Raw genomic sequence first — 17,456 nt, 5'->3', positions numbered from 1 at the left:
GGCGCTGCGGTCGCTGGCGCAGCGGTACACGGCGGTGACGGAGGCCCCGGGCGGCACGGGGAAGCGAGTCGGCGGCGCGGCCGGCCCGTACGGCACGGGCGCGGTGGGCCCGTACGGTACGGGCGCGGCCGGCCCGTACGGCCCCGGCCACCCGGGCGCGGTCGGCCCCGGCAACCCCGGGGTCGTACGGGCCGCCGACTGCCACGACGCCGCGCTGCTCGCGGCGGTCGGCCGGCAGGACGGGCGCGTCGACCGCGACGCCGACCCCGCGGCCCTGGTCTGCGCCCTGGTGCTGGCCCGCGCCGGGCACGCGGCGCTCGACGGCGCTCCGCACGCCGTCTCCGACTACCGCTGCTGCCAGACGAACCCGCTGCACGGGCCCGACGCCCCCGGCCCGGCCCCCGCCGCGGCCTCCGCGCCGCTGTGCGCCGGCTGCCGGCTCGCCTCCGTACCCCTGCCCGGGATGCGGCTGCACCTGCCCACCCCCCACGGGCCCGTCCCGTACGACTCCGTCCCCGGGCCGCTGGCCGCCGCCGCGACCGGGGTCACCGAACTCATCCGCCAGGTCCGGGAGTACGCCGGTGTGCCGCACTGACTCCGCCAGCCGCCCCCGCGCCGCGGCGTTCGCCGCCGTGCTCACCGCCGTGCTCGCCTCGCTCTGCGGCTCGCTACTCGGTGTCCTGCCGGCCGGGACCGCCGCGGCGCAGCCCAGCGCCGCACAGGAGATCGCCGACGCGCTGGGCCGGTCGCCGGTGTATGTGGACGACGCGTACGAGACCGCGGTGCCGCCCGCCCGGCAGCGGGAGCTGGCCGCGCAGATCGAGGACACCGGGCTGCCGCTGTACGTGGTCGTGGTGCCGCTCGCCACGGGCGACGCGTTCGGCGGCGAGGCCCGGCAGCTCGCCGGCGCGGTGCACGACCGGCTCGGCCAGGACGCCGTCATCCTCACCAACAGCGACTTCTCCGACACGCTTGAGGGCTGGGAGTGGCCGCACGGCAAGCACCAGGCGGGGCCGGCCGCCTCCGCCGTCTACCACCTCGACGAGATGAAGGACGCCGGCCTCGGCACCCGGCTGGCCAAGGCCGTCGAGATCGTCGCCGCGGGCAACGGGAAAGAGGTCTACGAACGCGCCACCGCCGACCTGCGCACCCCGACGCCCACCGCCTCCCCGACCGCCCCGGCCACCGCGGAGCCGTCCGGTCCCGGGGCCGCGGGAGCCGCCGCCCACGCCGGCGCCGGCGCCGGCACCGCCGCCCTGATCGCCGCCGCCGCGGTCGCGGTGACCGCCCTCGCGGTGCCGCTGCTGGTGCGCCGCCGCCGGAAGACCGCGGGCCCGGCTCCGTTCACCTTCCCCCGCGCGGTGTTCGCCGCCGCCGCGGCCGCCGACGAGGCGGACCTGCGCCGCCGCGCGGAGGCCGAGGTCATCGCCCTCGGCGAGGCCGCCCGGGCCCACCCGCACTCCCCCGACCCGGCCGGCCTCCGGCACACCCTCGACGCCTACGCCGCCGCGGGCACCGTGCTCGACGCCGCCCGCGGCCGCACCGACCTGGCGGGCGTCCTGGCGCTGGTCCTCGAAGGCCGCGATGCACTCCAGGGCGCGCGGGACGCCACGCCGCTGTGCTTCTTCAACCCCCTGCACGGCCGCGGCGCCCGCCGCGTCAAGTGGCGCCCCCTCGGCCGCCGCGACCACCTCCGCGTCTCGGCCTGCAACGCCTGCACCGCCGCCGTCCGCGACCGGCGCGGCCCGGAGGTGCTGACCGAGCGGCTGGACGGCCGCGACGTGCCGTACTTCGAGGTCCCCGCCGACCGCAGCCTGTGGGCGGCCACCGGCTACGGCTCCCTGGCCGGCGACGACCGCCTGGCCGCCCGCGTGGCCCGCGGCGACTTCACCCGCACCCTGGAGCCCTGACCCCCGCCGGCGGGCGTCAGGCGCCAGGTGTCAGGCAGCAGGCGTCAGGCGTCAGGTGTCAGGTGTCAGGGGAAGTCGCTCCGCCACAGCACCAGCGTCGCCGTCCCCAGCGCCAGCACCTGGAAGGCGAGCAACTTCCACTGCCGGCCCACGCCGAGCACCAGCAGCCAGAACGCGAGGGCGGCGGCCCCGACCTGGGCGACCTCGGCCCGCGCCGCCTCCGACATGTCGGTCGCCCCGGCCATCCAGCCGTACGACCAGCTGATGCGGAACAGCATCCACGCGACGACGACCGCGTCCAGGAACACCACGGTGGCCACCAGCAGCACGGTCTCCGCGGCGGACGGCTCCCGCCGCCCCGCGGCCGGCCGCTCCGGCGGCCTCGGGCCGAGGGCGTGCCGGGGCGGTGTGGACTCCACGACGGGCCTCCATGAACCGGGTTCGGTGGTCTCGGCCCGAGTATGCGGCGGTGCCGGCCGGCGCGGCATGAGTACGGCTACTCAAGGCGGGAGACGCGCGGGTGAGCATTGTCGGCGGGGGCACGGCGCGGATACCGGCCGGCCTCCGCCCCCAGGACGCCCAGCAGGGCGAGGGCCTCGGCGCCGGGCGATCCCGGCGGTGCGGTGAAGAGCACGAGGTGCTGGTCGCGGTCGGTGAGGGCGAGGGTGTCGCAGTCGACGGGGACGTCGCCGGCGGTCGGATGGCGGAAGGTCTTCGTGAGCGTCGGCGCGGCGTGCACGTCGTGCCGTTCCCAGAGCCGGGCGAAGTCCGGGCTGCCGTCGCGGAGTTCGCCGACGAGGCCGGTCACCACGGGATCGGCGGGGTACCGGGCGGCGGTGGCGTGGAGCTGCATCACGACGTTCAGGCGGAACTCGGGGGCGTCGGAGACCCCGTACAGCGCCGTGTCGGTGCCCTGCGGCCGGAGGAAGGCCCGGCGGGCGAGGTTGCGCTCCTCGGGGGCGAGCGGGCCGAAGTCCTCCATGAGCGCGGCCGCGAGGTCGTTCCAGGCGAGGACCTCGCAGGCGGCGGACAGCACGAAGCCGGCCGTCTGCGGCAGCCGCTCCAGGAGCGCGAGGACGCTGGGGCGGACGTCGCGCCGGTGCAGTCCCGTGCGGTTCGGCGCGGTGCCCGCGAGGACGTGGAGGTGGTCGGACTCGGCGCCGGTGAGGCGCAGCGCACCGGCGACGGCCGCCAGGACGTCGCCCGAGGGCCGCGGCGCCCTGCCCTGCTCCAGGCGGACGTAGTACTCGGTGGAGATGTGCGCGAGGACGGCCACCTCCTCGCGGCGCACGGCGCGGTGATCCAGCGGCCCGGCCCGCTCGACACCACCGGCGACGAGGACATCGACGCGCAGTTCGCCGTCAACTTCCGCGCGCACTGGACCGCCAGGACCGCCGAGGCCGCGACCCCCGGCATCGTCGCCGCCAGCAACGCGGCCACGCCGCTCGGCCGCATGGCCGAGCCCCGCGAGGTCGCCGAGGCGGCCGCCTGGCTGCTCAGCGACCGCGCCTCGTACGTGACCGGCGCGATCGTCCCCGTCGACGGCGGCGCCGGCACCTGAGCTGTCCGGAGCCCGCCCCGGGCGCCTGACCTGCGGAGATGGCCACCGGTATGCACTCCGCCGGGAAGGGCGCAATCCTGGAGGGGGAGGGAAGGCCCGTCAAGGAGCGCTGCCATGTCGGTGATGCACAAGCTCAAGCGGATGCTGAAAGGCCACGAAGCCCGGGCCGGCAAGGTCGTCGACAAGGCCGGCGACCTCGTGGACAAGAAGACCCGGGGCAAGTACAGCGGCCATGTCGACACCGCTCAGAAGAAGCTCAAGGATCAGCTGGGCGCGGACCAGAAGAGGGCGGACGACCAGGACAACCCACCCCGGTCATAGGCCGGCACGCCGCGCGAGCCTCCACGGCACGCACATGAGCGTCAACCCTGTTGACGCCCCTGCGGGGAGAGCTGTTGGCGTACCCAGGCCGGAGCGGGGTTGGTGTGCGACTCGCCGGCCACGACGACCGTCGGCACGGTCTCGTCGCCGCCGTTGACCGCCCGCACCGCCGCGGCTCCGGCCGGGTCGCGCCAGATGTCGACCCAGTACGCCCGGCGGGCGCTGCGCCCCAGCCGGAGGCGCAGCCGCAGGCAGTACGTGCACCCCGGCCGCCAGAAGACGACCGGCCGGCCGTCGGCGGCGCTGCGCCGCTGCGCCTCCAGCGCGCCGGTCGGCCTCGGGAACAGCACCGGCAGGTGCACGACCGCGAGCAGCAGGAACACCACCAGCACGGCCACGCCGGAACCGGGACTCCCGCCGACGCCCAGGGCGACCGCGGCGGCGGTCCCGCCGAGCGCGAATAGCATGGGCCGGATCCACACGCGCATCATGATGACGCACGCTATCGGCGGGGACCCGGTCAGGCACAGCCCGCGGTTCCTCGGCTCACAGGGAAGGACCGACAGCCATGGGCCGCGTATCCGTCCGCTACATCGTCGACGACGTCGACGCCGCGGTTGCGTTCTACACCACCCATCTGGGCTTCACCCTCGACCAGCAGCCCGCGCCGGTGTTCGCCGCCCTGGTCCGCGGCGATCTCCACCTGCTGCTGTCCGCCCCGACGGGCCCGGGCGGCGCGGCGCAGACCATGCCCGACGGACGGCGCCCGGAGCCGGGCGGCTGGAACCGTATCCAGCTGACGGTCGACGACCTAGACGCCACGGTGGCGGCGCTGCGCGCGGCGGGGGCGGTGTTCCGCAACGACATCGTCACCGGCAGGGGCGGCCGGCAGATCCTCCTTGACGACCCGGCCGGCAACGCCGTCGAACTCTTCGAGCCCGCCCCCCGCCCCTGACGCCGTATTTCGACATCCCTCTATGTTGACGGACGTCGATCCAAGCGCGAAGCTTGTATCCACAGACGTCGAAGCAGTAGAGGAGTATGGCCATGAGCAAGCAGCCGACCGATCTCAGGGAGCAGGTACGGGCCGGCTACGCGGCGGCCGCGCTGAAGGTCACCGAGGGCAGCACGGCCTGTTGCGGCGCGCAGGACGTCCAGATCGACGAGAACTTCGGCTCCGGCCTGTACGCCGCCGGCGACGTCGAGGCGCTGCCCGCCGAGGCCGTGGCCGCGTCGCTGGGCTGCGGCTACCCGCTGGCCGTCGCGGAGCTGCGGGAGGGCGAGCGCGTGCTGGACCTCGGGTCGGGCGGCGGCATCGACGTGCTGCTGTCCGCCCGCCGGGTCGGACCCGAGGGCAAGGCGTACGGGCTGGACATGACCGACGAGATGCTGGCGCTCGCCGTCGCGAACGCCCGGCAGGCAGGGGTGGCGAACGCCGAGTTCCTCAAGGGGACGATCGAGTCCGTGCCGCTGCCGGCGGACACCGTGGACGTCGTCATCTCCAACTGCGTGATCAACCTGTCCACCGACAAGCCCGCCGTGTTCGCCGAAGCCTTCCGCGTGCTCGCCCCCGGCGGGCGCCTCGGCGTGACGGACGTCGTGGCCGACGACCGCCTGACACCCCGGCAGCGGGCCGAGCGCGGCGACTACGTCGGCTGCATCGCCGGTGCGCTGTCGTTCTCCGAGTACCGCGCCGGCCTGGCCGCCGCCGGATTCACCGCCGTCGAGGTCACCGCCACCCACGAGGTCGCCGACGGCATGCACTCGGCCATAGTCCGCGCCACCAAGCCGACGTCCACGCCCCCCGCCACGCAGCCCGCGGAAGCAGCCCCGAAGCCCACATGCTGCGGCGGAACCGGCTGCTGACCCACCTCCGCCCACGGGAGACAGCCGGCATCGCCGCCTCGTCCCGCTCGGTGGCGCGAGACTGCTCCTGGAGAGCCTCAGGCGGGTGGTGCGGCCGAGCGGGCACGGATGCCGTCGAGCAGCAGCTGGAGGCCGTAGCTGAACTGGTCGGTGGAGCCGACGACGGCCAGTTCCTCGCCCGGCATGCCGCCGGGGAGCTCGTCGACCACCGTACGGACCTGTTCCCAGCGGGCGTCCCGCGTGCCGGCCTGCACGCCCATCGCCAGCGACGCGGCCAGGTAGGCGGTCAGCGTCTGGAACGTCCTGACCGCGTCGGCGGGGGAGAGGCCGGCGTCGGAGAGCGTGCCGAGCAGGGCCGCGGCGAGGCGCCGGCCGTGCGGGCCCAGCGGCGGCCGGGAGGCGATGTGCGCCGCGATGCCCGGATGCTCCAGCGCGGCGTCCCGGATCGCGGTCAGGAGCCGGGTCAGGCGCTCGGCCCACGGGGCGTCCGGGGCGGGTGCCTCGACCCCGGCCACGGCGGCGTCGGCGACCGCGTCCAGCAGGGCTTCCCGGTTGGCGTAGTGCCGGTAGAGCGCCATCGGATCGCAGTCCACCTCCGCGGCGATCCGGCGCATCGTCATCGCTTGCGGGCCGTCCCGGTCACCCAGCCGGAGCGCGGTCTCGGTGATCTGCTCGGCGGTCAGCCGGGGCGGTCGGGGCACGGTCGTCGGTCCTTGCGTGGGGAGGCGGAGAGGGGCGGGTGGCGGGCTCGCGCCTACAGTGTAGACTTTCAATAAATCTACGCTGTAGACATTCGGGGAGCTGTGCACCATGATCAAGGTAGGAAGGGTCGTCGCCGTGGTGGTCGGGGTCGCCACCTTCGTGTTCCTCTTCATCCGCGGCAACTGGCAGGCGGACAACCTGTTCCTGGTCCCGGACCTCATCCTGTCCGCCGGCCTGGTCGCCGCCGCCGTCGTGCCGCGGCCGTGGGCCCGGACCGCGCTGCTGCTCGGATTCGGCATCGGCGCGGGCGTGTTGATGACCTCCGTGTCCTCCTACGCCGTGCGGGGCGAGATCGGGTTCGCCAGCCTCGCCGGGGCAGTGGCCTGCGCGGCCGTCGGCACGCTGCTGCTGCAGCGCGACCGGGAGGTGGTCCGTGGCCGCGCGTAGCCGCGCGGCAGCGGCGCGAGCGCACCGGACGGGTTCGACGCCTCCGCCGCGGCCCCGACCCCGGTCGACACGAAGGTCCTCGGTGTCCCGTTCCCGGACCGCAACGGAATCACGGTCCGCTCACCTGCCGGGGGCGGGCTGGGAGCCCGTGTGACCGCCGTGGTCGCGGGCGTACGAAGCGAAGACCGCGGCCGTGGCCGCCCCGGTGTGCAAGAAACGCTCGTCCAGGACGGCGGCCAGGTCGTCCAGTGCTCTGTGCAGCACCCTGGCGGCGAGCCGGGCGTCGGGATGGCGGGCGCTTGCCCCCAGCTCTGCGAGGACGACGGCGTGATCGATCTGCCGGGGCAGCGAGATGTTCTCGTCGCCGTCGTAGAAGTAGTACGACTCGGTGTACTGGAGGAAGTCGACCGTGATGGCCGAGACGGTCGATGCCAGGCCGTTCAGCACGGTGGCGCCCCCGTCCGAGTCGAGTTCCCGGGAGGTCACGCCGCCGCGCACGTGGGAGAGGCGTAGCGCGAGCGTGCGGCGGCGGGCCAGAGCCGGGTAGACGCCGAGGACCCAGGCCATGGTCGCCGACAGCAGCGCGAAGCCCACCAGCGACTCCAGCGGGCCGACGACGCGCAGCCAGCCCTCGGCGGGCGCGATGTCTCCGAGGCCGAGGGTGGTCAGCGTGACCAGGGAGACGTACAGCGCGTCCACCGGTCCCGTGTGCTCGGCGGGGACGAGGCCGGAGGAGTACGAGAAGCCCTCCGGCATGTGCGGCCAGTAGATCAGCGCCCACCCCGCGGCCACGGTCAGCGCCCACACGGCGACAACGCAGACCATCCCCAGAGGACCGGCGAGCCCGGCTGCGCGGCGGCGGGGGCCCAGGCGCGAGGTGAGGCGCCATATTCCCGTCATCACCAGCCTGCTCAGGCCGCCGTGGCGGGTCGGGTGCCAGATCGTGTGAAACATGTCCCGGACGATGGCCATCACGAGGGCGGCGCCGAGGAACGTCACGAACCACGTCATGTCCTGGCCCCTTCCCGGGCGGGGCGGCAACCTCCCACGAGCCGGGGCAGTCTCAGCCCGCGGGAGCGGTCGCGCGTCCTGATGGGTGAGCGCGGCGCATCCTGCAGCCGCCCGCATGGCGTTCAGCACCGGCCGTGCGGCCTCCTGCGCACGGCTACGCGATCGCCTGGAGAGCGGGCCGGCGGTGGGGTCCGCGTTGGCCCGCAAGCCACCGGACGGGTGAACCGTGCCGGCTCCCCCGGCCGACATGACGCCGCGCGCGGCACCGGGCCGGTCGCGAAGGGCCACCGGGGGGTGCTACGGCCGGGGGCTGAAGGCCCCGCGGGGGACCCGTTCGGCTTCGCCGCCGTACCGGCCCGGCGGTAGGGTGGAAGCGTGCCATGGCTCATGTCGCGACGCTTTTCCGAGGCCGGGTAGCCAGTTTCCCGCAAGCCGCCCGGCCGGCTCTGGGAGGCAGCAATGGCAACGGGGCGCGTGGTGGTCGGCGTGGACGGGTCGGACGCGAGCATGGCGGCCGTCCGGTGGGCGGCGGCGGAAGCCGCGTCCCGCCGGATATCCCTGCACCTCGTCCACGCCGAGGCACCCACGGGTAACCAGCCGGTCAGCCCCGGCGGCTCGGTGCACGAGGAGTGGGTTCGGGAACGGATCGCCGCCGCCTGCCGGGAGACGGCGGAACGGTACCCGGAGGTGGGGATCACCGGTGGCGCGACAACGGAAACGGCCGTGAAGGCGCTGCTCGACGCTTCGCAGGAGGGAGAGCTTCTCGTCCTGGGATCGCGGGGTCTCGGTGCGGTGTCGGGCTTCTTCACCGGAAGTGTGTCGTTGCCGGTGGTCGCGCATGCGACGGGGCCCACGGTGCTGGTGCGCCAGGACTGGCACCCGGCGGCCGCGGACCGCGACCTCCCCGTGGTGGTGGGCGTGGATCTCGCTCACCGGTTCGAGCCGGTGCTGGAGTTCGCCTGTGAAAGCGCCCACCGGGCGGGCGCCCGCCTGCGCGTCGTCCACATGTGGCGGAGCTCGTCCGTCTACGCCTACCCGTCGCCCCTGCCGGACCAGAAGGTCGGCGCCGATCGGAAGGACATCGCCCGGGAGAAGCTCGACGCCGCTCTCGGGGTCTGGCAAGCGCGCTATCCCGACGTGGCGATGGAGCGCGCCCTGCTGGACACCGGGGTGGCGCCGTCTCTGCTGGAGGAGGGCGCCGGCGCCCGGCTGCTCGTCGTGGGCCGCCGCATGCACAAGCGCCTGCGGTTCCCCATCCTGATCGGCCCGGTGACGCATGCCCTGATGCACCACGCCACCGTTCCCGTCGCCGTCGTGCCGCACGAGTGACCGCCCCGGCACAGCGCGAGGGCGAGCGGCGGCCCTGCCGACCCTGGGACGGCGACGTGGAGCAGTCCTGCGCTCAGGCACCCTCGGGACAGGGAACAGCTCGTCGCCGAGTCGGAGCGCCTGCCCCCGCCCCGCAGCGCACGGATGTGCGCGTCGAGCCCGGGGAAGACGAGGTTCACCGCTGCACGGCCCCGCTGCCACGGGGGCTCGCTCGGCCAGGGGGCGGCATCCTCACATCTGGTCCGCCGAAGGCCAGCCGGCCCCCGGAGGGGCGTTCCGCCCGGAATCGGTCGCCGCGTCGATGTCCTCTACTTCACGCTGGGCGACGTCCATCAGTTGTCGGCCCAGGTCGTTGAGCGCCCTGCCCGCCGCCAGTTCGTCACCGATCTCCGGCACGTCCGGGTCCGCGGGATTGCGGTGCGCGTCCCCGTGCCCGGTGAACCGCGTCGTCGCGGTGTCCAGCACCGCGCGCGCCTTCGTCGTCCCCGCCTCTTCGAAGAGGTAGAGGCCGATCTGCCACTCCACGGTATGCATCATCGTCTTCCTCTGCGTCTCGCTGCAGAGCGCTACTGTTCCACGGCGCTCCGCTCGTGGTCACGCAGGCGACGGACGGCGCGTCCGGCGGTATTGAGGGGAAGTGCCGGAGGCGACAGCTCACCGCGGTCGGCTGCGTGCTCCTGCCCTGGGCGGCTGGATCGCCCCTGTCCCGCCACCGCGTGACGGCGCCGGAATTCGATCACATGGCCGAAAGTTCCTGCCGCCCGGCCTCTCGGCCCCGCCTTCCGGACCAGTGGGGGTGTCTTCGGAGCGGCAGCGGCTGGATGCGGTACGCGACGCTTGCACCCCGTGGTGGTCAGTCCCAGGCGCCGCTGCGCATGCGGTTGATGGCAGCGCTCAGGATGCGTATCCCGCGCACGCTGGTGGGCTTCACACCGGTGAGATCGCGAACCCGCTGCAGCCGGTAGTCCAGAGTCCGAGGGTGGATGTGCAGCAGCGCGGCGGAGCGGAGTCTGCTCATGTCCGCGCGGTAGAACGCCTCCAGCGTCGAGACGAGGTCCGGCCCCTCCCGGAGCTTCCTCGTCAGTGCGTACAGCCAGTCGTCGAGCTGCTGTTGCTGCGCCAGGCCCAGCTCGACGAAGACGTCCCCCATCGTGAAGACGTGGCTCGGCACGCGCTCCATGGGCGCGACCGAGCTGATCCGGCGGGCCAGTGCGGCGGCTTCGCCAAGGGCGTCGACGCGTCCGACGGCCATGCCGACGGCGCAGGGCCGCCCCGCGAGCGCCGCGACATCCTGCGCGATGGACAGCACGCGTTCGGTTGTGGGAACCGAAGAGTTGCCCTCCACGGGGACCAGCGCCACGAACTCCCCCGGCTGCTCCAAGAGAGCCGGCACACGATGGCGCTGCAGCAGGGACTCCAGCAGGACACCGGCCGGACGACCTTCGCGCGGCGGCGACGCGGAGGCGGTTCTCACCACGGTGACCGCGTAGCGTTCCGGGACGGCCATCTCCAGGCTCCGGACCAGTTCGGGAGCGGTGGGCTCGCCGGCCAGGAGTCTCCGCGCGACCGCTTGCAGTGCGTCGACCGGGGGCAGCAGGCGCGTTCGCTCCTTCTCGTAGCCCAGCAGGTAGGCGTCGCGGGCGACCCCGGCCTGCGAGGAGAGCCACCCGACCATTCTCATGAAGCTGTCGAGATCCTTCGTCTGCGGCGCCTCGGTGATCTCGCGCATCATGAGGTGGGTGTGCAGCGACAGCGCACCCTCCTGCGAGGCGGGGGAGAATCCCTCGATGCCGCGCTGTCGTCCCGCGTCCGTGATGGCGGCGAGATCGTCACCAGAGAGGACCTGGCCGGCTTCGGCCAGATCGACAGAGCGGCGGCGTATGAACACCGCAAAATCCATGACGGTCTGGTGGAGGCGGCTTTCATCCTTCGTGTTGCGGTACTCGGGAAGTTTTCTGAAGTAGGTGTCGACGGCGTTGTGCGCGTTGGTGTCTACCCGCGTTCTCAGATACTCGAACAGGGTGCTCACGGCGCCCTCCCCCATGGGCCAGTATTCACGTCACGGAAGTAACGCATCTCGCAGCGCCCAGGTACGGTCGGGACCCGCTTCCCCCAGCTGCTCGCCGCCCGCCCGGCCACGCGCGAACACCGCCGTTCCCGACGTATCTCCCGCTGCGCCGGCCCGCCCCTGCGTCCGCGTCCCCCCATGCTTGCCCCAAGGAGGCCGCTCCACCAGGCTGGTTTCGGTCGCATGAGAGTCAGCCCCGCCGCAGACGGAAGGGCGAACCAGGCGGCCCCCGGCATGCCGAGCGCCCGGATACGGCAGGAGTCCAAGGGCCCCGGGGCCAACGTTTCCGTGCCCGCGACCCGATCTCCGATGGTGAGTCCGGGTGAAAGCACCGCTCCGGCGTGCAGTGGATCTATCACCGGTGACGAAGACGTCGCTACGTGCACGGCCTGAACATGTCCCTGCCACAGCACCTTCTCCCAAGGGGGGACTATGCGATACATCACTCATCCGCGCTGGGGGATCGCGGTTGTCGCCGCTCTCATCGGCGTGCTGTTGATGCAGGCGCTCGCCGCCGGACCGGCCGGTGCCGCCCCGGTGGGCCGTGATCCAGGCGCAGCGTCACCGCAGGTGAAGAAGGCCGTACAGACCTTCACGTTCCGCCCCGAAGCGGGCGCCGCGAACGCGGCGTCCGCGAACCCGGTGGGCACCATCACCTGCCAGGTCCTCGCCAGCCCGGTACGCCGCAGCTCCACCACCGTGGAGGGAGTCGGCGTCGTGGACTGTCGGGACGAGGCCAACGCCATACCGTCCATGCAGTTCATTGACCTGCGCATCCTCCTGTTCCGGAGAAGCGCCAACCCCGGCCTGGTCGGGGAGTACTACGAGTACGCACCCGGCGGCGGCAGGATCGTCGGAGCGGCGGGCGGGACGTGCGTGACCGACGAGTACTTCACCTACGCCGACTCGTACATCGTCCCGCCCCCCGGTTACACCCCCGACTACCTGCTGCTGCGCGACGAGAGCCCGTTCGTGCGCATCACGTGCTGAGGGCTTTCACCCAGCGGTTCCCGCGGCATCTCACCGCCACCGCGACAGGTGCCCCTGACCGGTACGGCAGGACTTGCTGAGAGTCCTGTCGGGCGCCGGTCAGGGAGCACCCTTCGGGGCGCAGCAGCCCCAGGTCTTCGGCCTGGGGCTTTGCCGCGGAGCGGGCGACGGGAATCGGCACTGCCTGGACACGCCTCCGCGGATCTCACGGATGTGGACACCGCCGGCCTCGCCGACGAGGAGCATCGTTGATCGTCGTCGACTCCTCCGCAGTCGTCGACCTGCTCATCGACGCCGGTCCCAGGGGGGCCGCGGCCCGCCTCCTGGCCGGGGAGAGCCTGCTCTCAGCGTCGCACCTGATCGACACCGAGGTCGCCTCGGTGCTGCTGCGCTTGGAGCGCGCCGGTATGCTCGCCGCCGCACACGTCGCCCAGGCGGTCACCGACTACCGCATCCTCCCGATCCGCTGGCACGCACACCTGCCGCTGCTGGAGCGCGTGCGGCAACTCGGCAGTGTGCGCTCCTGCGATGCCTTCCACGTCGCCCTCGCCGAAGGGCTGCAAGCCCCCTGCCGACCTCCGACGCCAAGCTCGCGAACGCGCCGGGCCCACGCTGCCGCATCATCAACCTGCACGAGATCTGAGCAACGTCTTCGCTGAGCGCCGTTGTCAGGATGGACGACTACTGCCGCCGGCACGGCCGCGATCCCCACCCCGGCGACCGCACCGTCCGCATCCTCACCCTCCGCAGCACCGATGCCCGCTGACCGGCGCCGGGAACTCCCTGCGCACCCCACCCGACTCATCCGGGGGACGGTTCTGCCTCGCATGGCCGTCCCACGGGGTCCCTGCGGCGAAAGGGCCGGGAGAACGGTGCATCAGCGTGACGGGCGGGCGGGGGCACCCGGCGGCGGCGGAGCTGGGGGCCGGCGCCCTGCCGGGCCGTCGCGTGGACACGCTGTCGGGCAGACAGTTGCAGCGCATGTACCCGGCCCGGGCGATCGGCTGCACCGCGGCCGGGGCGGGTGTCCTGCTCCCCGACGAGCCCACCGCCGCCCCGGACTTCGCGGGGCGGGAGGAGGCCGCGGACGTGCCGCTCGGGCTGCCGGTGACCGCCGTCGTCACCCATGACCGTGCCCTGGCCGACCGCTGCGACGGGGTCGTCGGTCGGCCTGCACGTGGTCGGGGTGGCGCAGGTGCCGTCGACGGCCCGTACGCCGCGGCCGGTGCGCTCGCGCAGCTGCCGTGTCTGGGAGTCGTCGAGGCGTTGTTCCACGGCGCGGGTGAGCGCGGCCTCGACCAGGATGCCTGGCGCTCGCAGCGCTTGCGCGCTCGGCTCCAGCGCACGACGACGGCTGACAGGCCGCTCTCCTTCCGGACCCGGCGGGTGCGGTCGGCGGCGTCGCGGGGAGCGGGACGAGACGGCCGAGGTCTGCGCAGTCCAGGCAGCGGGGCCCGCCGTCCTCCATGCCGATCGATGCCCAGGAGGGGGGAGGTCTTCGGCGCGGCAGTCGGCGCAGGCGGTGGTGCGCCGGGGCTGGATGACGAGCGGGTCTGCCTCTGCCACGGGTGCTCCACCTCCGGTCGGCGGTGGACGGCGGGCGGCGTGCGATCGGCCCGGGTGGCCTGGTGCGCCTTCGCACCGGGTGTGCATCGGGTGCGCAGCGTCACAGGCCGTGCTGGTCGAGGATACGCATGAGGTTGCGCTTGCGCTTCTGCTCGGTGCGCAGTCGCTCGGTGTATCGGCTGAAGTCGCCCGTGGTGCCGGTGCGTTGGTGACAGGCGCGGGCCTTGTCGAGGAGGGTGGCGATCTCGTGGTAGTTGGCGTCGCCGGTGTGCCGCTTGCGCTCGTCGACCTCGCGAAGGTATGCGCGGGCGGCGTCGGCGGGCCGGGCGCGGGCGGAGGCGTCGGCGAGGGCCAGCCACTGGGCGCGGGAGGCGAGGTTCTCGGCGGCGTGCCATGCCTCGTCGAGTTCGCCTTCGTCGATCAGGACGTCGATCAGCGCCGACCCGGCGGACGCGACGCCCGCAGCGGCCGCGGTTCGGCCGTCCGCGGCCTCTTCGCGGGTGGTGCGTGCGGCGGCGCGCAGTGCGGCCAGGGCGGTGGCCCGGTCACCGTCCGGGCCGTCCCAGCAACCTGCGGCGGCGGCTGCCGTGCGGAGTCCGCGCCAGGTGTCGAGGGTGAGTTCGGTGTGGAAGCGGTCGCGGCGCAGCGCTGCGGCGTCGGTGTGCCGTCCCGCCTGCGTGTAGCGCCGGGTCAGGTAGTCCAGCAGTTCGTGGTGTACGTGGCGCTCACCGGCCGTGGCGCGCAGTCCGCGCTCCGCCCAGTCGAGCGCCTCGCCGCGGCGCCCCGCCTCGTCCAGGACACGGGCGATGCGCACATGACTCCAGCCGCCCGGGGCGAGGTCGACGGCGTACAGGGCGACCAGCGCGTCCACGTCGCCTTCGGCCCGGTGCAGGGACTCCAGCAGCGCCCGCGGCGCCCAGCCCGAGGGGTCCGCGGCGTGGGCCTGGTCGGCGAGTCGGCGCACCTCGGCGAGGCCGGCAGCGCCGAGCGCGTCACGGTAGTCCGCGAGGTCCCACTCGGGGGTGCCGTAGTCGTCCCCGAGCATGCGTGCGGTCAGCCAGCGGGCGGTCTCGATCGGGTCGGGTCGGGTCACCGCGCAGGCCGCGGCGTGCGCAGCGGCCAACTCGTCGATCGCGCCGCCGACGTGCCCGGAGGAGTCGTCGACCGCGTCGTACGCCCCTACCGCGGCCTCGATGGCTTCCCGGGCGAGCGCCACCGCGCGGTCGGCGCGCCCGGCCTCGGTCAGCTCGGCCAGGCCGGCAGCGGCCTCGGCGATCCGGTCGCCGTAAGCGTGCGCATCGGCGTATTCGACGTAGCCGTAGCGGCTGAACTCCTGCGCATCGACCAGCCCGAGGATTCGCTCCCGCAGCCCCGCGGCCGCTCCCGCCCCCTCCCCGCTTCCGCCACGGACCGCCTGCGCCAGCTCGGCACGCAGCGCCAGGGCCTCGCGCCAGGCACCGTCCTGTGCGATGCGCTCCCGTACCAGCGCGAGGAGTTTCCCACGATCGCGTGCCTGGAGCCACTGGTCGAGAACGTCATCGGTGCGGGGCGCGGGAACCCGCCGGGCGCGGGCGCCGTGGATGAGCGCAAGGCCGACGGCGACGCAGTGCTTGCAGAAGTGCCCCTCCTGCCCGTACGGGCAGTCACAGGCGCCGTCGAAATCGGCGTCCTCGCCCTCCGCCCCGTCCGTGCCGAAGGCGCCGAGCCAGAGCGTGACCTGGTACACGTCCGTGCCGGACACCCGCGCCGTCACGGTGCCCTCCTCGTCCACACGCAACCGGTCCACCGCGTCCACGTAGCCCTCACCACGTGCGTACGACCGGGAACCGGCCAGCCGCAGCAGGCTCTTCTCGCTCGGCATCGCCATCTGCATGCCGTCATTCAAGTGCATGACCCGACTGCGAGAACCCGGTACCGAGGGCCTGTAGCCCGTCGTATCCCCCGGCACGAGGGGCAGATGAGGCGCGGATCTGGCAGGTCTTCCGAGAATGCCCAAAGGAAAAGGCACCCCCGGCACGCCACCTCGCTCCACTCCGCCGATCGCCACGGACTGTGCACCATTCAGCCCTGGCGTGGCGACGGCTTGCTAGATCATTCCCCCGGCGGCGTTGATGGTTTGGCCGGTGATCCAGCGGGCGGCGTCGCAAGCCAGGAACGCGACGATGTCGGCGATGTCCTCGGGTTCGCCCAAGCGGCCCAGCGGTGTGCGGGCCTTGGCCTCGTCGATGACGTGCGGGGCACGGTGGCGATGACCGCCGTGCGGGTCAGGCGGGGCAGGACGCTGTTGACCGTGACGGACCTGGAGCCCACCTCCCAGGCCAGCGTACGGGCGAGCTGGTCGTCGGCAGTCTTGCCGGCGATCAGCAGCGCCATGCCTGGCAGCGGTGACACCGTAAGCGCCGAAGAGATCTGGATGATCCGGCCGTGGTCGCTGATGCGCTGTGCGGCCTCGCGCAGTGCGATGAACGTGGCCTGACCGCCGGGTAGAGCCGCGTCCACCTCACCACCCAGGGCGAGGCGGTCGCCGGTAAGTTCCAGCAGGCCATCAACACAACCCTGACCACGCGCTTCAGCTCCTGGCCCAGCACCCAACGCGACGGCCTGGTCCACCTGCTCCCATCCGCCACGACGGCACTACGCAACTGACCCGGCCACCCCCACCCCGACACTCCACCAGCCACGGGGAGCCGATAACACCCAACCGCCGCCCTACCGCGAAACCTCACCATGAAGCGGAAGTCGCACCCCCCGGTTTACACCGGGCTCCGGACGCCACGCCACCACCCGGCGGCATGGTGCTGTTGCTCGCCGCCTCGGGGTTCGGGCTGGCCAGGCCCATTCTGACTACGCACTGGCCAAGATGGTGGCCGGCCCCACAGGAATCCACCGGGGTCCCCGCTGATCGAGAGCGGGGTGCGCAGCGAGTACGGCGTCACGGTCGTCGGCATCAAGCGGTCCGGGCAGGACTTCACGTACGCCACGGCCGAGACGGTGGTGGAGAAGGGCCTTGTACGAGTTGGTCGCCGGACCGGACCCCAACGCGACCGGACCGCACACGACGTTCCGGCGCGACGCCTCAACCGGGCGCGTGGTTCACTACGCAGAGTGGGCTCCCCAGTCCAATCCCAAGAACCCGGGCGCCGTGGGAGATGGTGAAACGTGCCGACAGGCAGGGCCAGCCGCACTTCGACAAGAAGACAGGTCAGGTCGTCCCCACACCTCACGTCAACCTGCCGGACGGCTCTGCCCGGCCGGCCGAACCCTGGGAGATAACGCCCGGTGGAAACCCGTGACCTGCTCCGCGCGCTGGGCGCTTGGTATGCACAGCAGTGCGACGGCGACTGGGAGCACGAGTTCGGGGTGAAGATCGAGACCTTGGACAACCCCGGATGGCTCATCCAGGTCGATCTGCCCGGCACGAGCAAGGACAGCGTCGCCCTTGCACCCGAACTGGAGGAAGGCATTGACGGTTCCTGGCTGCACAGATCCGCGGACGGCCGCGTCCTGCGGGTCGCATGCAGCCCCAAGGACCTGGAAAGAGCTGTTCGTGCGGCACTGGAGTTCCTCACGTCCTGAGCGCCACGGCCGTGCGCGTTACGCAGGACGTCGGCCTCGGCCGGAGGATGCCGCCTACGGCTTCTGCGACTCCGGCAACCAGCGCGTACGCGCCCAGCTGCGTGACCGA

Annotated in this window: 17 protein-coding genes and 4 pseudogenes; 12 read left to right on the top strand and 9 right to left on the bottom strand. The window is 73.1% G+C overall.

The genetic code is table 11. The features are described from left to right. Nucleotides 1-595 (top strand): annotated as a pseudogene (locus ABD317_RS08050) (hypothetical protein); the annotation flags it as partial. Then, a complete protein-coding gene (locus ABD317_RS08045; protein ID WP_344289091.1) occupies nt 582-1,910 on the top strand; it encodes a hypothetical protein in 1,329 nt (442 codons plus the stop codon). The pseudogene ABD317_RS08050 and the gene ABD317_RS08045, both read left to right, overlap by 14 nt. Nucleotides 1,911-1,975: 65 nt before the next feature. Here ABD317_RS08045 and ABD317_RS08040 read toward each other — a convergent pair whose 3' ends face one another. Together ABD317_RS08040 and ABD317_RS08035 are read right to left on the bottom strand one after the other, a co-directional pair. Beyond that, nucleotides 1,976-2,329, bottom strand: coding sequence for a hypothetical protein (locus ABD317_RS08040; protein ID WP_344289090.1), 354 nt, complete (start codon nt 2,327-2,329; stop codon nt 1,976-1,978). Between the two features lie 77 nt (nt 2,330-2,406). Continuing rightward, entirely contained in the window at nt 2,407-3,201 is a 795-nt protein-coding gene (locus tag ABD317_RS08035) for a helix-turn-helix transcriptional regulator (protein ID WP_344289089.1), read from the bottom strand. Between ABD317_RS08035 and ABD317_RS08030 the strand changes: the two are divergent. Then, nucleotides 3,199-3,471 (top strand): annotated as a pseudogene (locus tag ABD317_RS08030) (SDR family oxidoreductase); the annotation flags it as partial. The gene ABD317_RS08035 and the pseudogene ABD317_RS08030 sit on opposite strands and share 3 nt — an antisense overlap. 114 nt (nt 3,472-3,585) lie before the next feature. Next, the gene (locus tag ABD317_RS08025) at nt 3,586-3,792 is read left to right on the top strand and encodes an antitoxin (RefSeq protein ID WP_344289088.1); all 207 of its coding nucleotides are present in this window, start codon (nt 3,586-3,588) and stop codon (nt 3,790-3,792) included. 41 nt (nt 3,793-3,833) lie between these two features. On the opposite strand, the gene ABD317_RS08020 is transcribed toward ABD317_RS08025, so the two are convergent. Continuing rightward, nucleotides 3,834-4,283, bottom strand: a complete 450-nt coding sequence (locus ABD317_RS08020) for a glutaredoxin domain-containing protein (protein WP_344289087.1) — start codon at nt 4,281-4,283, stop codon at nt 3,834-3,836. 77 nt (nt 4,284-4,360) lie between these two features. Here ABD317_RS08020 and ABD317_RS08015 point away from each other — a divergent pair, with 77 nt between their 5' ends. Then, nucleotides 4,361-4,747: a VOC family protein gene (locus ABD317_RS08015; protein ID WP_344289086.1), complete on the top strand. Its 387-nt coding sequence runs from the start codon at nt 4,361-4,363 to the stop codon at nt 4,745-4,747. Between the two features lie 92 nt (nt 4,748-4,839). After that, nucleotides 4,840-5,658: an arsenite methyltransferase gene (gene arsM, locus ABD317_RS08010; RefSeq protein WP_344289084.1), complete on the top strand. Its 819-nt coding sequence runs from the start codon at nt 4,840-4,842 to the stop codon at nt 5,656-5,658. Between the two features lie 77 nt (nt 5,659-5,735). On the opposite strand, the gene ABD317_RS08005 is transcribed toward arsM, so the two are convergent. Beyond that, nucleotides 5,736-6,359 carry a TetR/AcrR family transcriptional regulator C-terminal domain-containing protein gene (locus tag ABD317_RS08005; protein ID WP_344289083.1) on the bottom strand — a complete coding sequence of 208 codons (624 nt, stop codon included), beginning with the start codon at nt 6,357-6,359 and terminating at the stop codon, nt 5,736-5,738. Between the two features lie 109 nt (nt 6,360-6,468). Here ABD317_RS08005 and ABD317_RS08000 point away from each other — a divergent pair, with 109 nt between their 5' ends. After that, nucleotides 6,469-6,807 carry a hypothetical protein gene (locus tag ABD317_RS08000; protein WP_344289081.1) on the top strand — a complete coding sequence of 113 codons (339 nt, stop codon included), beginning with the start codon at nt 6,469-6,471 and terminating at the stop codon, nt 6,805-6,807. A gap of 120 nt (nt 6,808-6,927) precedes the next feature. Here ABD317_RS08000 and ABD317_RS07995 read toward each other — a convergent pair whose 3' ends face one another. Then, a complete protein-coding gene (locus ABD317_RS07995) occupies nt 6,928-7,818 on the bottom strand; it encodes a potassium channel family protein (protein WP_344289080.1) in 891 nt (296 codons plus the stop codon). 459 nt (nt 7,819-8,277) lie between these two features. Between ABD317_RS07995 and ABD317_RS07990 the strand changes: the two genes are divergently transcribed. Then, nucleotides 8,278-9,147: a universal stress protein gene (locus ABD317_RS07990; protein ID WP_344289079.1), complete on the top strand. Its 870-nt coding sequence runs from the start codon at nt 8,278-8,280 to the stop codon at nt 9,145-9,147. Between the two features lie 231 nt (nt 9,148-9,378). Here ABD317_RS07990 and ABD317_RS07985 read toward each other — a convergent pair whose 3' ends face one another. Both ABD317_RS07985 and ABD317_RS07980 read right to left on the bottom strand, forming a co-directional pair. After that, nucleotides 9,379-9,684, bottom strand: coding sequence for a DUF1876 domain-containing protein (locus ABD317_RS07985; RefSeq protein ID WP_344289078.1), 306 nt, complete (start codon nt 9,682-9,684; stop codon nt 9,379-9,381). Nucleotides 9,685-10,000: 316 nt separating this feature from the next. Continuing rightward, on the bottom strand, nt 10,001-11,176 hold the full coding sequence (locus tag ABD317_RS07980) for a PucR family transcriptional regulator (RefSeq protein ID WP_344289077.1): 1,176 nt from the start codon (nt 11,174-11,176) through the stop codon (nt 10,001-10,003). Nucleotides 11,177-11,647: 471 nt separating this feature from the next. On the opposite strand from ABD317_RS07980, the gene ABD317_RS07975 reads away from it, so the two are divergent. The 3 genes and pseudogenes from ABD317_RS07975 to ABD317_RS07965 all read left to right on the top strand — a co-directional run. Continuing rightward, nucleotides 11,648-12,205: a hypothetical protein gene (locus ABD317_RS07975; RefSeq protein ID WP_344289076.1), complete on the top strand. Its 558-nt coding sequence runs from the start codon at nt 11,648-11,650 to the stop codon at nt 12,203-12,205. A 248-nt stretch (nt 12,206-12,453) separates the two neighbouring features. After that, complete coding sequence (locus ABD317_RS07970; protein ID WP_344289075.1) at nt 12,454-12,864, top strand: type II toxin-antitoxin system VapC family toxin; 411 nt, start codon at nt 12,454-12,456, stop codon at nt 12,862-12,864. Between the two features lie 247 nt (nt 12,865-13,111). Then, nucleotides 13,112-13,369, top strand: a pseudogene (locus tag ABD317_RS07965) (ABC transporter ATP-binding protein); the annotation flags it as partial. A gap of 502 nt (nt 13,370-13,871) precedes the next feature. Here the strand turns inward: ABD317_RS07965 and ABD317_RS07960 are convergent. Together ABD317_RS07960 and ABD317_RS07955 are read right to left on the bottom strand one after the other, a co-directional pair. Continuing rightward, complete coding sequence (locus ABD317_RS07960) at nt 13,872-15,662, bottom strand: SWIM zinc finger family protein (protein WP_344289074.1); 1,791 nt, start codon at nt 15,660-15,662, stop codon at nt 13,872-13,874. 195 nt (nt 15,663-15,857) lie between these two features. Continuing rightward, nucleotides 15,858-16,270: pseudogene (locus ABD317_RS07955) on the bottom strand (SDR family oxidoreductase). A 780-nt stretch (nt 16,271-17,050) separates the two neighbouring features. Here ABD317_RS07955 and ABD317_RS07950 point away from each other — a divergent pair. Continuing rightward, a complete protein-coding gene (locus tag ABD317_RS07950; RefSeq protein ID WP_344289073.1) occupies nt 17,051-17,347 on the top strand; it encodes an Imm53 family immunity protein in 297 nt (98 codons plus the stop codon). Nucleotides 17,348-17,456: the final 109 nt, after the last annotated feature.

The organism is Streptomyces synnematoformans (assembly GCF_039531005.1).
Classification (GTDB): Bacteria; Actinomycetota; Actinomycetes; order Streptomycetales; family Streptomycetaceae; genus Streptomyces; species Streptomyces synnematoformans.
Note: the sequence above shows the minus strand (reverse complement) of the source record. Positions and strands in the feature narration are given on the sequence as shown.

Excerpts from the sequence above, each read along its gene's own strand:
- ABD317_RS08000 (WP_344289081.1), top strand. The coding sequence starts at position 6,469 with ATGATCAAGGTAGGAAGGGTCGTCGCCGTGGTGGTCGGGGTCGCCACC.
- ABD317_RS07975 (WP_344289076.1), top strand. The coding sequence starts at position 11,648 with ATGCGATACATCACTCATCCGCGCTGGGGGATCGCGGTTGTCGCCGCT.
- ABD317_RS08025 (WP_344289088.1), top strand. The coding sequence starts at position 3,586 with ATGTCGGTGATGCACAAGCTCAAGCGGATGCTGAAAGGCCACGAAGCC.
- ABD317_RS07985 (WP_344289078.1), bottom strand. The coding sequence starts at position 9,684 with ATGATGCATACCGTGGAGTGGCAGATCGGCCTCTACCTCTTCGAAGAG.
- ABD317_RS07960 (WP_344289074.1), bottom strand. The coding sequence starts at position 15,662 with ATGCACTTGAATGACGGCATGCAGATGGCGATGCCGAGCGAGAAGAGC.
- ABD317_RS08015 (WP_344289086.1), top strand. The coding sequence starts at position 4,361 with ATGGGCCGCGTATCCGTCCGCTACATCGTCGACGACGTCGACGCCGCG.
- ABD317_RS08020 (WP_344289087.1), bottom strand. The coding sequence starts at position 4,283 with ATGATGCGCGTGTGGATCCGGCCCATGCTATTCGCGCTCGGCGGGACC.
- ABD317_RS07995 (WP_344289080.1), bottom strand. The coding sequence starts at position 7,818 with ATGACGTGGTTCGTGACGTTCCTCGGCGCCGCCCTCGTGATGGCCATC.
- arsM (WP_344289084.1), top strand. The coding sequence starts at position 4,840 with ATGAGCAAGCAGCCGACCGATCTCAGGGAGCAGGTACGGGCCGGCTAC.
- ABD317_RS07990 (WP_344289079.1), top strand. The coding sequence starts at position 8,278 with ATGGCAACGGGGCGCGTGGTGGTCGGCGTGGACGGGTCGGACGCGAGC.